This window comes from Alysiella crassa DSM 2578, assembly GCF_000745955.1.
GTDB classification, from domain to species: Bacteria; Pseudomonadota; Gammaproteobacteria; order Burkholderiales; family Neisseriaceae; genus Simonsiella; species Simonsiella crassa.
Map to the genome: position 1 here is coordinate 19732 of NZ_JQKH01000018.1, position 15887 is coordinate 35618.

General features: G+C 46.7%; 10 protein-coding genes. 5 read left to right on the plus strand and 5 right to left on the minus strand.

Annotated elements, in window-relative coordinates:
* Positions 1–138 precede the first annotated feature (138 nt).
* Entirely contained in the window at positions 139–459 is a 321-nt protein-coding gene (locus Q338_RS04500) for an HU family DNA-binding protein (RefSeq protein WP_034292450.1), read from the minus strand.
* A 290-nt stretch (positions 460–749) separates the two neighbouring features.
* Entirely contained in the window at positions 750–1970 is a 1221-nt protein-coding gene (locus Q338_RS04505; RefSeq protein ID WP_034292452.1) for an aspartate kinase, read from the minus strand.
* 333 nt (positions 1971–2303) lie between these two features.
* On the opposite strand from Q338_RS04505, the gene Q338_RS04510 reads away from it, so the two are divergent.
* The 5 genes from Q338_RS04510 (at position 2304) to Q338_RS04530 (ending at position 10258) form a co-directional block, all read left to right on the plus strand.
* On the plus strand, positions 2304–5543 hold the full coding sequence (locus Q338_RS04510) for a DNA translocase FtsK (protein WP_034292454.1): 3240 nt from the start codon (positions 2304–2306) through the stop codon (positions 5541–5543).
* 369 nt (positions 5544–5912) lie between these two features.
* Positions 5913–7394: a malate dehydrogenase (quinone) gene (gene mqo / locus Q338_RS04515; RefSeq protein ID WP_034292456.1), complete on the plus strand. Its 1482-nt coding sequence runs from the start codon at positions 5913–5915 to the stop codon at positions 7392–7394.
* Between the two features lie 73 nt (positions 7395–7467).
* Positions 7468–8847, plus strand: a complete 1380-nt coding sequence (argH, locus tag Q338_RS04520; protein WP_034292459.1) for an argininosuccinate lyase — start codon at positions 7468–7470, stop codon at positions 8845–8847.
* A 223-nt stretch (positions 8848–9070) separates the two neighbouring features.
* Positions 9071–9661, plus strand: a complete 591-nt coding sequence (locus tag Q338_RS04525; protein WP_084693526.1) for a CAP domain-containing protein — start codon at positions 9071–9073, stop codon at positions 9659–9661.
* 156 nt (positions 9662–9817) lie between these two features.
* The gene (locus tag Q338_RS04530) at positions 9818–10258 is read left to right on the plus strand and encodes a TIGR01244 family sulfur transferase (protein WP_051968487.1); all 441 of its coding nucleotides are present in this window, start codon (positions 9818–9820) and stop codon (positions 10256–10258) included.
* 272 nt (positions 10259–10530) lie between these two features.
* On the opposite strand, the gene Q338_RS04535 is transcribed toward Q338_RS04530, so the two are convergent.
* The 3 genes from Q338_RS04535 to recB all read right to left on the minus strand — a co-directional run bounded on the left by Q338_RS04535 (position 10531) and on the right by recB (position 15613).
* Positions 10531–10773, minus strand: coding sequence for an NF038104 family lipoprotein (locus tag Q338_RS04535; protein ID WP_115723704.1), 243 nt, complete (start codon positions 10771–10773; stop codon positions 10531–10533).
* 12 nt (positions 10774–10785) lie between these two features.
* Positions 10786–11922 (minus strand): succinyl-diaminopimelate desuccinylase, encoded by a 1137-nt coding sequence (gene dapE, locus Q338_RS04540; RefSeq protein ID WP_034292463.1) that lies wholly within the window; start codon positions 11920–11922, stop codon positions 10786–10788.
* Between the two features lie 67 nt (positions 11923–11989).
* On the minus strand, positions 11990–15613 hold the full coding sequence (gene recB / locus Q338_RS04545; RefSeq protein WP_034292466.1) for an exodeoxyribonuclease V subunit beta: 3624 nt from the start codon (positions 15611–15613) through the stop codon (positions 11990–11992).
* Positions 15614–15887: the final 274 nt, after the last annotated feature.

The window sequence follows — 15887 nt, forward strand, 5'->3', positions numbered from 1 at the left end:
TACCTCAAATAAAAATGTGTGTTCAACAAAGCCGCGCATTATGCTGACTTTGAAGCAAAAATTCAATCTAAAAATAACAGATAATCAGGCTGCCTGAATTTTCAGGCAGCCTGATTATGCTTTAAAACATTGATTGGATTATTTTTTTGCTGCTTTTTTCGCAGGAGCTTTTTTCGCACCTTCTTGTGGCAACAAAGCGTCTTTCAATGCTTTACCAGGTTTGAATTTAGGCACGCGAGCGGCTGGAATGGTGATTGGCTCTTTGGTTTTTGGGTTCAAGCCTTGACGTTCAGCGCGTTCAGCTACTGTGAATGAACCAAAGCCCACCAAAGTGATGTCGCCGTCTTTTTGCAAAGTTTCTTTTACCACAGAAGTAAAAGCGTCCAATGCTTTGCCAGCGTCGGTTTTGGTCAAGCCAGATTTCTCGGCGATTGCATCAATTAATTCAGACTTATTCATGTAAAGTCCCTTTCCGTTGGGTTAAAAATGAGTTAAAAAAATGAAGAAAAGTTGCTGAAACGCCCGAATATCGGGCATTCCGTGTTGCGCTGACTACTTTAACAATTCCTGAAAACAAGTGCAAGCACAAAATAGGGTAAAAGCTATGTTTTTTGGTTTTTATGCGACAAAATCGGGTTTTTTGCAACAAAATAGCCCTTTTTAGGCAGCCTGAAGTGGAAAACGGCATTTTGGGGCGCATAAACAAAGGGCAGCCTGAAATTTCGTTTTCAGGCTGCCTAGATGATTTTTTATTTGTCCAACTCAAATTCTTTGTGCAACACGCGTGTTGCCAATTCCAAATATTTCTCGTCAATCAACACAGACACTTTGATTTCAGACGTGGAAATCATTTGAATATTGATGCTTTCCGCCGCCAAAGCGCGGAACATCGCCGAAGCCACGCCCACATGTGAACGCATACCCAAGCCCACAATAGACACTTTGCATACGGCATCATCGCCGCTCACTTCGGTTGCACCAATGGTGTTTTTCAATTGCTCCAGCAATTCCAAAGTGGGTTTGTAGTCGCCGCGTGGCACGGTGAATGAAAAATCGGTTGTGCCTTCGTTGCCGACATTTTGGATAATCATGTCCACTTCAATATTCGCGTCTGCCACCGCACCCAAAATTTGGTAGGCGATACCGGGTTTGTCGGGTACGCCGCGTACATTGATGCGTGCTTGGTTTTTGTCAAAGGCGATGCCTGATACGACTGCTCTTTCCATATTTTCGTCTTCCTCAAAAGTGATTAATGTGCCGTTGCCGCCCTCTTGCAGGCTGCTTAATACGCGCAAACGAACTTGGTATTTGCCCGCAAATTCTACGGAACGAATTTGCAAAACCTTGCTGCCCAAGCTCGCCAATTCCAACATTTCTTCAAATGTGATGGTGTCCATGCGTTTGGCTTCGGGGACAACGCGTGGGTCGGTGGTGTACACGCCGTCCACATCGGTGTAGATTTGGCATTCGTCTGCTTTTAATGCGGCTGCCAATGCCACCGCCGAAGTGTCCGAACCGCCGCGTCCCAAAGTAGCAATATCGCCCTCGCTGCTAATGCCTTGAAAACCCGCCACAATCACCACGCGACCCGCTTTCAAATCTGCCAACATTTTGTCGCCGTCAATTTCTTCAATACGGGCTTTGGTGTGGGCGGTGTCGGTTTTCACGGCAACCTGCCAGCCTGTGTAGCTTTTCGCGTCCACGCCGATGTTTTTCAACGCCATCGCCAGCAAACCAATGGTAACTTGCTCGCCCGTTGCCAACACCACGTCCAATTCGCGTGGGTCGGGGAATTCCTGCATTTCGTGCGCCAACGCCACCAAACGGTTGGTTTCGCCGCTCATCGCTGATACGACCACCACCACATCATGACCTTCATCGCGCGCTTTTTTCACGCGATTGGCAACATTTTTAATGCGCTCGGCAGAACCCACCGAAGTGCCGCCGTATTTTTGTACAATCAACGCCATAATTTGTTCTCGTTTTGTTTGGAAAAAAACGCGCGTATTCTACCGTGTTTGGGGGCGACTGACAATTTGCTCGCAAGTTGTTTTTGCAGATAAAATCGTGCAGTTTAAGGCAAAAATGTGCGATTTGGGTGCGAAACGAATTGTCATGAGCCCCAGTATTGAAAAACAAATGGTTTTCAGGCTGCCTGATTAAAAAAATATCTCACATAAAGCAGCCTGAAGCCACTCAAGCCAAGCCATTCAACAAATTCCCCAATATCTATTCAAAACGCGGTAAAATAGCGACTATTTTTTTGAACTATATTTAACTGCTGGCGTTGGAGCGAACCTTCCATGTGGATTTTTCTTCTTATCATCATTTTAGTCTCTGTTTTAGCAATCATGTTTTGGTTTTACAACCAGCAAGAAACGCGTTTTCAAGACGAATTAGATGAATTACGCCAACAACGCCATCAGCCCAACCCATCTCCCAATAAGCCTGAAATAGCCGAAACGCCTATTTTCAGGCAGCCTGAAAATATTATTTCAGATAAAAATCAATATGATGATTTGTCTGATGATAAAGTCAATGAAGACATTTTAACCAAAGCCGAACAGCCACTCAAAACCGTCATTATTTTTCCCGAAAACGAGTATGTGGACAATTATGACCATTTTAGGCAGCCTGAAATGCCTGAACCTGCTGCGCCCAAAATTCATGCTGAACCCCTTGTTTTGCCACAAAAAAATATTTTCCAATTGGCGGAAGAATTAGCCGATACGCCCCCAGCGTTTAATTCCATTCGTGAAACCGACCCATTTTTTGCGCCGCCCACCACTTTGCCCGAAAGTGAATTGTTGCCGCCTGAAAAATTGAATCATTTTGCCTTTGAATTGATTGACGATGACGACCCGCCAGCCGTGATTACGCTGGAAGAAGCCACGCGTAATTTACGCAGCCTGCGCGAATTGGAAGAAGAACAAAGAATTGAAAACACAGGAGAATTAGACGAAAACCAAGCAGAAACAGAACAGACGACAGAGACGGCACACGATGACGACTCTGGCGCAACCGTGTCTGATAAAAAAATCAAAAATCAGCCCAATCAAGTGGTTGAACCTATTGATGAAATTGAAGCAATACGTAAACGTGTGGCGGCAGATATTGCTTCGGCAGTGGAAATTCCACCCGAATTTGCGCCCAGCATGTTGCCCGAACCCAATCCCGAGTTGGAAACCATCACTTTGGAAGATGCCATGCGCGCGTGGCAAGACGATGAGCAGGAATTGGCAGCAACTAAACCCGTTGTTGTGGATTTGGAAGTCGATGAATTGCAATACGATGATGTGATGAATGCGGTGGCGGTGCGTGAACGCACTTTGCAACATGTACCACAACCCAGCCCGAAACCTTTGCCTTTGGACGCGGAAACGATTAGTGAAGACGAAATTCGGGAAAGTTTATTGCGCCAACGCATGGCAAGACGACAACAATTATTGGCAGAAGCCCCTGTTCACAGCATTATTCGCCAAAATATACCAACCATTCCTGAAGATGAAGTGTTTGCCAATTTGGCGCGTAGTAATCAGTATGCGCCTGCGGCTCGCCGCCGTGTGCGCACCAAGCCTTTGCGTGAAGATGATTTGATTACGCCGCAAAATCAACATCAACGCCCTGTGCGTCATCGCATGGTGGACAATGAAATTGTGCATGAGCCTGAAATCATCACGCCACGCGCACCGATTCCTGCGCCTGTGCGCCGTGCGCGTCATCGGGCGGCGGTGGTGAATACGCCGCCCATGCCATCGCCTGAAGCGGCAAGTTTGACGCGTTTTACGCAAGTAACGCCACCGCCAGTTGCGCCCATGCCGCCGACCATTTCATTTTCGCCTTTGCCAGAACCTGTGTTGATTGCGCCACAAATTGTGGAGCAAGCGATTCATTTTCCGCCGCCAGCGATTGTGCGTCCCGATGATTTTCAGGCTGCCTTAAATTCGCCAGCTTATGATTATCCGATGTTGGAAAAGCCTTATTATCCAGCTTACAAAGCGCAACAAGATGAATTGGCAGAAATTTTTGAACACGCGGACACGCCACCTGCTTATCCTTTGCCAACCACCGCTTTATTGTTGCCACCGCAACACGATAAATCGGCGGTGCAAACCGATGAGCAATTGTTGGAAAATGGCATTACGATTGAAGAAAAATTAGCCGAATTCAAAGTCAAAGTGAAAGTGATAGATGCGTATGCAGGACCTGTGATTACGCGTTATGAAATTGAACCTGATACGGGTGTGCGTGGCAATTCGGTGTTGAATTTGGAAAAAGATTTGGCGCGTTCACTGGGCATGGGTTCTATTCGCGTGGTGGAGACGATTCCAGGGAAAAATTGCATGGGCGTAGAATTACCTAATCCGAAACGCCAAATGATTCGAATTAGCGAAATTTTTAATTCGCCACAGTTTACCCAAAGTCGTTCCAAACTGACATTGGCGTTGGGGCAGGACATTACGGGGCAGCCTGTGGTTACCGATTTGGCGAAAGCACCGCATTTGTTGGTGGCGGGTACAACGGGTTCGGGCAAATCGGTGGGTGTGAATAGCATGATTTTATCGCTGTTGTTCAAATCCACGCCTGAAGACGTACGCTTGATTATGATAGATCCAAAAATGTTGGAACTGTCTGTTTATGAAGGCATTCCGCATTTGCTCACGCCTGTGATTACCGATATGAAATACGCGGCGAATGCACTCAATTGGTGTGTGAGTGAAATGGAAAAACGCTATCGCTTGATGTCGCATTTGGGCGTGCGTAATTTGGCGAGTTACAACGCAAAAATCATGGAAGGTCAATTGCAAGGGCAAAAATATGCCAATCCGTTTAGCTTATCCAATGAAGAGCCTGAACCCCTTGAAAAATTACCCTTTATTGTGGTGGTGGTGGACGAGTTTGCCGATTTAATGATGACGGCTGGCAAGAAAATTGAAGAATTGATTGCCCGATTGGCGCAAAAAGCACGCGCGGCTGGCATTCATCTGATTTTGGCAACGCAACGCCCAAGTGTGGACGTGATTACGGGCTTGATTAAGGCGAATATTCCCACGCGCATTGCGTTCCAAGTGTCCAGTAAAGTGGATAGCCGCACGATTTTAGACCAGATGGGTGCGGAAAACTTGCTTGGTCAAGGCGATATGCTGTTCCTGCCCCCTGGTACGGGTTATCCGCAACGTGTGCATGGCGCATTTGTGGTGGACAGCGAAGTGCATGAAATTGTGGAATATTTGAAACAATTTGGCGAACCCGATTATGTGGAAGACATTATTGCAGGCGGTAATGAAATTTCAGGCAGCCTGAACGCGGGCGAGCGCGGCAGCAATGGCGGTGAGCGCGACCCTTTATTTGATGAAGCGGTGGCAACCATTTTGCGCACGCAAAAACCGACCATTTCGTCTTTGCAACGCTTTTTGCGTATTGGCTACAATAAAGCGGCGACTTTGTTTGACCAAATGGAAGCGGAAGGCATTGTTTCGCCAGCAGATTCGGCTGGTAAACGTACGATTTTGGCGCGTTCAGATAATGTGTCAGAAGAGTGATTTTCAGGCTGTCTGACAGTACACGACAAAACTCATGTAGGGTGCGTATTACGCACCAAAATTCCAGATTATTTGAATGATTTGGTGCGTGGTACGCACCCTACATTTTGGGTGTTTGTAAAAATTGTCGTGTACAGAAAGGTAGCCTGAAAACAATATTGATATGATTTAGCCTATCAGGCTGCCTGAAAGTGTTTGTAACTTTCAGGCAGCCTGATTTTATGGAAAAATGCAACAAATTGTTTACAAAAAAAATTTTCCCAATCACCAAGCTAACACTTTTTTACAATCTTCGTTTATAATCATTTAACGCCAAAATATTGGCGTTCCCAATAAGTCAAATATTAAACAAGACCAAAGGAACCCCCAATGAACGCACAAGTCAAAACAGATGTTGTACTCATCGGCGCAGGCATTATGAGCGCAACACTCGGCACTTTACTCAAAGAAGTCGCCCCCGAAACCAGCATCACCGTTTTTGAACAACTGAACGATGTCGCCAAAGAAAGCTCCCACGAGCTGAATAACGCAGGGACAGGACATGCCGCCTTGTGCGAACTCAATTACACCGCCGAACAAGCCGATGGCAGCGTAGACATCAAACGCGCCATCAACATCAATGAAAAATTCAAATTGTCTTTGCAATTATGGTCTTATCTGGTGAAACAAGGGCGCATTGAAAAACCCGAAGAGTTCATTCAACAATTGCCCCACATGAGCTTTGTGCAAGGCGAAAAAGATGTACAATTCCTAAAAAAACGCTACGAAGCCATGGTGCAACACCCCCTGTTTAAAAACATGGAATACAGCGAAGACCGCGAAGTGTTGGCACAATGGTTTCCACTGATGATGGAAAATCGCGCCGCCAACACGCCCATCGCCGCCACCAAAGTGGACACAGGCACAGACATTAATTTTGGTGAATTAACACGCAAATTATTCAAACATTTGCAAAATGAACAAGTCAATATTCATTGTAATCATCAAGTTAAAGCATTCCAAAAAACTGCGGAAGGTTGGGCTTTGACTGTGGTAAATAAATTAACGGGCGAAACTTTTGTTCATCATGCCAAATTTGTGTTTATTGGTGGCGGCGGTGGCAGTTTGCCTTTGTTGCAAAAAACAGGCATTCCCGAAAGCCATTCTATTGGCGGTTTCCCTGTGAGCGGCATTTTCTTGGCGTGTAAAAACCCTGAAATCGCCAACCAGCATTTTGCCAAAGTGTATGGCAAAGCCGCTTTGGGCGCTCCACCGATGTCTGTGCCGCATTTGGACACGCGTTTTGTGGACGGCAAACGCACCTTATTGTTTGGACCTTTCGCGGGTTTTACGCCTAAATTCTTGAAATCAGGTTCTATTTTTGATTTGCCCACTTCGGTGCGCCCACACAATTTAACCACCATGCTGGCGGCGAGCAAAAAGAATATGGATTTGACTAAATACTTGTTAGAACAAGTAAAATTAACCAAAGAACAACGCATGGACGAATTGCGCCAATTCTACCCCAACGCCAAATCGGAAGATTGGGAATTGATTGAAGCAGGTCAGCGCGTGCAAATCATCAAGGACACGCCGACTGAAAAAGGCAGCCTGCAATTTGGTACGGAAGTGATTAGCGCGGCAGATGGTTCGGTGGCGGCTTTGTTGGGGGCTTCCCCTGGGGCTTCTACTTCGGTGCAAGTGATGTTGGAAGTTTTGCAAAAATGTTTCACGGACAAAATCCCGAATTTGGACGAAAAATTGCAAGAAATGATTCCATCATTGGGCAAAAATTTGGCAGAACACCCTGAAATGCTTGACCATATTCAACGCGGCGTGCGTGAATCTTTGGGCTTGAAAGTATTGTGGTAATTTTGTAAACTGGTTTTCAGGCAGCCGATTGTTTTCAGGCTGCCTGAAATTATTTGAAATATAAGGAAAAACAATGACAAACAAAACTTGGTCAGGACGCTTTAATGAACCCGTGTCCGAATTGGTGAAACAGTACACAGGTTCCATTGATTTTGACAAACGCTTGGCGAAATGGGACATTCAAGGCTCGCTCGCCCACGCGCAAATGTTGCACGAGGCTGGCGTGTTGTCGGCGCAAGATTTGGCGGATATTCAACGCGGCATGGCGGAAATTCAGGCGGAAGTGGATTCAGGCAGCCTGAAATGGTCGCTGGATTTGGAAGACGTACACATGAATATTGAACGCCGCTTAACCGACAAAATCGGCGACGCGGGCAAGCGTTTGCACACAGGGCGCAGCCGCAACGACCAAGTGGCAACCGATATTCGCTTGTGGTTGCGCGATGAAATCAGCACCATTCGTTTTTTAATCAAAGATTTGCAGGCTGCCTTGCTGGAATTGGCGAGCGATAATGTGAACACCGTCATGCCCGGTTTTACCCATTTGCAGGTGGCGCAACCTGTGAGTTTCGCCCATCATCTGCTGGCGTATGTGGAAATGCTGGGACGCGATGATGAACGCATGGCAGATTGCCGCAAGCGCGTGAACCGAATGCCTTTGGGGGCGGCGGCGTTGGCTGGTACCACTTTCCCAATTCGCCGCGAAACCACCGCCAAATTGCTTGATTTTGAACAAATTTGCCAAAATTCGCTGGACGCGGTTTCCGACCGCGATTTTGCGATTGAATTTACCGCCGCCGCCAGCTTGCTGATGGTGCATTTGAGTCGTTTGAGCGAAGAATTGATTATTTGGATGTCGCCACGTTTTGCGTTTATTGATATTGCCGACCGTTTTTGTACGGGGTCGTCCATCATGCCGCAAAAGAAAAACCCTGATGTACCAGAGTTAGTGCGCGGCAAATCGGGGCGCGTGGTGGGTCATTTAACAGGCTTGATTTTGTTGATGAAATCGCAACCTTTGGCGTACAACAAAGACAATCAGGAAGACAAAGAACCTTTGTTTGACACGGTGGACACCGTGATTGACACGCTGCGGATTTATGCCGACATGATGCGCGGCATTACCGTGAAACCCGAAAACATGAGAGCAGCCGTGTTGCAAGGCTTTGCGACCGCCACCGATTTGGCGGATTACCTTGTGAAAAAAGGTGTGCCGTTCCGCGACAGCCACGAAGTTGTGGCGCAAGCCGTGCGCCATGCCGAAACGCAACAATGTGATTTGGCAGATTTGCCTTTGGACGTGTTGCGTGGATTCAGCGCGTTGATTGAAAACGATGTTTACGACATTCTCACGCCCGAAGGCAGCCTGAATGCGCGTAACCACATTGGCGGCACCGCGCCCGAACAAGTGAAGTTACAAATTGCGCGTTGGCAACAATTATTGGCAGAATAAGCGTATAATCAAGTGTTAGGGAACATTGTTTTCTAACACTTTTTTGTTTCAGGCTGCTTGAAAATACAAAGCAATTTTATCAACGCCAACAAATGTAGGGTGCGCCGTGCGCACCAAATGACAGAATAATTTAAATATTGTGGTGGATTTGGTGCGCACGGCACACCCTACGTTATTTTTGCCGCGTATTTTCAGGCAGCCTGAAAAAATTTGAAAGGCGAGTATGATGAAAAAATTAGCAATTTTAACCTTATTATTCGGTTTTACCACATTTGTCCACGCCGTGCCGCAAGTAAAAATGGCGCAAGTGGGCGCAGCCAAATCCGTGTCGCCACAAGAAATGTTAAGCGCAGTCAATGCGATACGCGCCAAATCGCGTATGTGCGGCAAAACCATGATGCCCGCCGTGCCGCCTTTGAAATGGAATTCGACTTTGGCGTATTCGGCGGGCAAACACGCGCAAGATATGGCGTACCATAAATTTTATAAACACAAAAATAAACAAGGGCTTGACCCTTTTGACCGCCACAAACGCGATGGCTACAAAGGTTGGGGCGGCGTGGAAAACATCACGGCAGGCAATGAAACGCTGGAAGACGCATTATCCCATTTATTGGAAAGCGAATACCATTGCAAAACCTTGATGAATCAGTATATTACCGAAATGGGCATGGCGCAGGTGTTTGTGCCGCAATCGCAATATGGCAATTATTGGGTGCAGAATTTTGGGATTGACCCACAGCGATTTTATGAATTAAAAGGCTATCCTGTGGAAAGGGCGAAACGTTTGCCGTTTGGGAAAATGTTTGATTGATTTGCAGGCTGCCTGAATACAACATATTCGCTATCATTGTAATTTTCTAACGCACTTTTTGTATTTACCCGTTTTTTTTCTTCAAAAAAGTCGCTAAAATAATGGTGTAAATAAAGCCAATTCACTCTTGATTATATAAATTAAAGGACAATAATAATGAGCATTGAAAAAATCGCAGATTACTTGTATGTATCGCGCCAATTAAACGAGCGCACCGCCAAACAAGTTGCACAATATAACATCAAAACCGTTATTTGCAATCGCCCTGACGGTGAAGAACCCAATCAGCCCGATTTTGAAACCGTGAAAGCGTGGCTGAATGCCAATGGCATTGAAAACGTGATTTTCATGCCCACCACGATGGAAGACATCAGCGATGAATTGTTGCAAGAATTTGAAGTAACGGTGGCAAAATCAGAATCGCCGATTTTGGCGTATTGTCGCACGGGTACGCGCTCGGCGATGTTGTGGGCGTTGAACCAATCTAAACGTGGCGTGGAAGTGAACAGTTTGATTCGTGCGGCGGATTTGGCAGGCATTAATTTGACAAAAATGCGCGATAAATTGGAAAGCGTGTCGCCACGTCATAAAAAATAATATTTAAATTATTCAAAAATTAGGCAGCCTGAACCATTTTTCAGGCTGCCTGTTTTTTATAGTGAATTCAATTTAAACCAATACCGCGTTGCCAGCTCCCTTATGTACTATAGTCGTAGAAATGAAAATGCAGTACAAGGCGACAACGCCCGCCGTGTACGAATAGTACATAAGGGCGTTGGCAACGCCGTACTGCTTTTTCAGTTCTGCGACTATATGTGTACACGGCGGTCGCTGTCGCCTTGTCCTGATTTAAATTGAATCCACTATAATTATTCATCATCTGAATATTCTTCTTGGTCTTTGTCTTTCTTTTTCTTGCGTTTTTTGTCTTTTTTGTCGTCATCGTCATCGCCATCGGGAATGGCGGCGTCAATCAATGCGCCCGTGCCTTTGACGGCTAATTTGCCTGCGGTCAAGACGGTGGTCGCCGCCAAATCTGCGGCTGCCGCCACCACGCAACCTTGTAACATCAAACACGCTGCGGAAATGGCTAACCATTTCATTTTCATCATCTTTTCTTTCTATTATTTCAATAATTCAATCATCATTTTTTCGTAAATGGCGGACAATTTGGGAATGTCGTCCACCGCGATGTGTTCGTCAATTTGGTGAATGGTCGCATTGACAAAACCCAATTCAATCAATTCTTTAGCAATCACTTTGATAAAACGCCCATCTGATGTGCCGCCCGATGTGGACAATTCCGCCGCCACGCCGCAAATTTCGTCAATCGCGTTTTGCGCCACTTGGGTTAATTTGCCCGCTTCGGTCAAAAACGGATTGCCCGACAATGACCAAGCCAAATCGTATTCAAAACCATATTTGTCCAAAATTTCGTGGACGCGGGTTTTCAGGCTGCCTTCCGTTTGTTCGGTGGAAAAGCGGAAATTGAATTTGACGTTTACGTTGGCGGGAATGACGTTGGTCGCGCCTGTGCCGCCGTTGATATTGGAAATTTGGAAGCTGGTGGCGGGGAAATAGGCATTGCCTGTGTCCCATTGGGTCGCGGCGAGTTCGGCTAGGGCAGGGGCGGCGGCATGAATGGGGTTGTTTGCCAAATGCGGATAGGCAATGTGTCCTTGTTTGCCGTGTACCGTCAGGCTGCCTGAAAGTGAACCGCGCCGACCGTTTTTCAACGTGTCGCCTAATTGGTTCATGGCGGTGGGTTCGCCGACAATGCAGTAATCAATCAGCTCGTTTCTTTCTTTTAATTTTTCAACGACTTTGACTGTGCCATCGTGCGCGTCGCCTTCTTCGTCAGAGGTAATCAGCAGGGCAAGGCTGCCTGAAAAATTTGGGTTTGCCGCGACAAAACGCTCGCAAGCGGTAATAAAACAGGCAATCGCCGTTTTCATGTCCGCCGCGCCGCGTGCGTAGAGTTTGCCATCGTGTTCGGTGGGCGTGAATGGGTCAAATGCCCAGCGCGACACATCGCCAGTTGGCACCACATCGGTATGCCCCGCGAAACACACCACGGGTGCGGTGTTGCCCAGTCGCGCCCAAATATTTTTGGTTTGCCCGAAATTCATTTCTTCAATGGTGAAACCGATTTTTTGTAAACGCTCGGCGATGATTTTTTGGCAATTTTTGTCGTCTGGGGTAATGGATGGTTCGGATAAGATTTGTTTGGCTAATGCTAGGGTTTGGGTTTCGGTAAACATTTCAGGCTGCCTCAAGAATGGAAAAAAGGGATTTTAGCGCGAATTTGGGTTTCAGGCAGCCTGAAATTCACAACCACCGCGCCAAATCCGCCGTACGAATATCCCACGCCCACACGCCATTGTCCGAAATACCGTCCAGCCCACGCAAAAACAAATAACGCACCGACAGCATTTCAGGCAACACCCCACGCGATTGCAAATAACGCGCCACCGCAATCGCATAAATCAATGCTTGTAAATAATAATGATGTTCCGCCATCGCCGCGTCCATCGCATTGGGGGTGTAGGCGGCGGCTGAATTGCCCAAATAATTGGATTTATAATCTAAAATCAAAGTTTTACCTTGAAATTGTGCCACCAAATCAATCGCACCATTCAAATAACCGCGCACATCACGAAACGCCAAATGGCGTGTTGCCTGAATGATTTCATCAGGCAAATCCTGCGCCGCCAACCACGCCTGAATGTCCGCCAAACGAAAATCATCGGTATGCAATAAAAAATTCATTTCCGACAATGTGTTGCGCTGATTCAATGCCGCCAAATTCACGCGCGGCAACAAAGGCGTTTCCCGCGCAAAATCGCACATTTGCACCACCGCTTCACGCCAGATTTCGGGGTCAAAACCATGATAAATCAATTTTTCATCAATTAAATCAATTTGTTCACTTGCAGGCTGCCTGAAATGCAATTTTTCCAACACGCTGTGCAAACACACCCCCGCCGCCGCGCCCTGCGGAAAGGCGTGTATGCTGTCGCCATCGGGCGGCGGCGCGGTGGGTGCGACCATTGTCAATTCGTCCGCGTCCACCATCGGCGACAATTCGGCGGCGGCGCGTTCCGTTTGGCGGCTCAAGCTGGTAAAACTGGCGTGTTGCACAAATTGGAAGCGGCGCGGCGCAAATTCGGTGGCGTGAAAAATCGGCTTGGGCGGCGGATTTTCCGTTTGCAGGCTGCCTGAAAACGCCAAATCATCGTGTACCACAAATTCAATATCCGTTTCGTCAAGCGTTTGATTTGCCAGAAATTCGCGCCAATGGGCTTCGTAGGCGGTGGCGTTTTTGCTTAATTTTTCGTCTGCGTTTAATAAATAAGCCAGCGCGTTTTTGTATTTTAAATCCAAATTATCTTCCTGATTTTTATTGGATTTATCTGATTTTTCTGAAGTTTGGAAATGCGAAACGTATAAATACAAACGCTCTTCCGCCCGTGTCAAAGCCACATACAGCAAACGCAAATCTTCCGATAAATGCGCGAGTTTAATATTTTCCCTGTCGTCATCACTTTGTTTATATTGCGTTTTGCTGATGATTTCCGCAAAACCGCGTTCATGGCTGATGTGCCAATCGGTACGCGTACTGACTTCGCTCGCTTTCCACAAAAAGGGACAAAAAACAATGGGATACTGCAAACCTTTCGCCGCGTGCATGGTAACAATTTTCACCAATTGTTCATCGCTTTCCAGCCGCAAAATATGGTGGTCGTGGCTATTTTTCTGTTTGCTGGCAGCCTGAATTTCCCGATTCAGCCATTGCAATAAGGACGTGGGCGTGTGGCTCAATTCGTCTTCCTGCGCGAGTAACTCCATGATTTGATGTAAATTAGTGAGTGTACGCTCCTGATTTTGCGTCAATAAACGCGTTTCCACGCCGTGTTGCGCGAAAAACGCCTGCAATGCCGCGTAAATACCGTCTTGCAACCAAATCTCGTGCGCTTTGTTTGCGCTGTCTATCCATGCTAATAATTTGTTTTCATTTAAATTTAAATCGTGCAACGCCGCCGAATCGTATTCAAACAGGCAGCCTGAAAGCACAAAACGCAGCAAACCCGTTTTCTGCGGCTGTATCATAAATTCCAGCAAAGCAGCCACCGCCAAGGCTTCCGCTTCGGCAAACACGCTTTCGCGGCTCAATAACACACTCTGAATATTGCGTTTTTTCAATTCGCGCTGCATGATTGCGCCATCTTTTCGGGCGCGAACCAAGACGGCAATTTGCCCTGCGTGGAGTGGCTGGTCTTTAAATTTCAGGCTGCCTGAAAAAGATTGCGCCAATAAATCAGCAATTTGTGCCGCACAAATCGCCGCCGATTCGCGCACCAAACCATCGGTATTCAGCCCATCGGCATTGGGCAACCAACGCACCTGCACAGCCCGACCTGCGGGCGACAAATCGGGCGCATCGCGGCTGGCATTCACCTTCACATAATCAATTTCTGGCAAGGCAAAGGGTTGATTTCGTTCAAAAAATTTTCCTATGCTGTTAATCAGTAAACGATGACTGCGCCGATTGGTGTCCAAAGTATAATGCTGTTGGCTATCCTTAACTGCTTGTAAATACGCGAAAATATCCGCGCCACGAAAACTGTAAATCGCCTGTTTTGGGTCGCCCACCAAAAAAAGCGGCGTATTCGTGTCAGCAAAAGCGGTGCGGAAAATGGCGTATTGCAAAGGGTCGGTGTCTTGAAATTCGTCAATCAGCGCGACTTGCCAGTTTTGCGCGAGTGAGTGGGCAAGTGTTTGAGAATATTCATGATTTTCCATTAATGCCGCATGCACGTCTAACAATAAATCGTCAAACACGCGCTGTGGGCTGTGTTTTTTCAATTCGCGGCGTTGTGTGCGTAAATAGGCGGTAAAATTGCGCGCCAATTCGTGTAATAAGGCTTGTTCTGCGGCAATTAATTCATCAACGATTTGGGTTAATTCGTTTAATTCGCTGATTTGGGCGACTGCTTTTGGATTGGGGGTTTTGCCTTTTTTCACTTTGGTTTGCAAACATTCGGCGGAAAATGGCTGATAGCTCATGTCGCTATTGTATAAAATTTTTTGTAAAATCAATGGATTGGGATTTTCAGGCTGCCCGAGTAATTCGGTAAATTTATTGCGAAATGTGTCGGTGCGGTAACTGTTGCCGTTTAAATCGGGGTGGATAGTCCAAAATGCGGTTTCAATTGCTTGAATTTTTTGGGAAATACCTTGCCACGCTGCCTGAAAATTCGCCCACAATTCAGTATAAGGCGCGGTACTTTCAGGCTGCCTGAACGGTAAATAGGGGCGCGATAAAAATGATTTCAGTGCAGCCAATTGATTTTGCGGCGTTAATTTGTAGCGATACACCAGTGCGGCAAGTTGCGGATTGGGCGCGACTTGGGTGCGCCAAAAATCTTGCGCGGCGGTAAGGTATTGATTATCTGCTGATTGTTCGTCTAATTGAATATCAAATGGCACTTGGCACAAAAAGGCAAAATCCTGCAATACGCGTTGGCAAAAACCGTGTATGGTGTAAATGGCGGCATTGTCAAATTCGCTGATGGCGGCTTTTAGGCGCAATTCCAGTCGGGCTTGGCTTTCTTGGTTTAGGGCTTGTTGCAGCAACTTAAAGCGGAATGGTTCAAATTTGCCATTTATCCAGCAATTTTGTTCCAATAAATCCAAATTTTCGGCAGCATGGGGCGTTTTTTTGAGTATGGCTAGGGCTTCGTCCAAGCGGGCGCGTAAACGGGTTTTCAATTCGGCGGTGGCGGCTTTGGTAAAGGTTACCACCAAAATTTTGTCCACGCGGTAGTGTTCCAGCACAATCAGGCGGGTGAATAGGGCGGCAATGTTCCACGTTTTGCCCGTGCCTGCGGACGCTTCAATTAAATTGGTGTGGGCAATGGGAACGGTAAGCGGATTGAGTGGCTGAAACATGGGGGCTGTCTGAATGGAAAAATAAGGCGGATTTTAACTGATTTTGGTGGTATATTTCAGGCTGCTTTTTTGTTTACGAAAAACAAAATGTAGGGCGTACCCTACGTCCAATTTCTAAATTTCAGGCAGCCTTTCAGTACACGACAAAAAATCGGACGACCTGTTTTGGGTTTGAAAAATAGTCCAAAGTTGCCATCATCAACATGGCAGCTTTGGCAAGCTGCTCTAAACCAACACGAAAAATACCTTGCGATAAACGTTCATGAGATTTAGG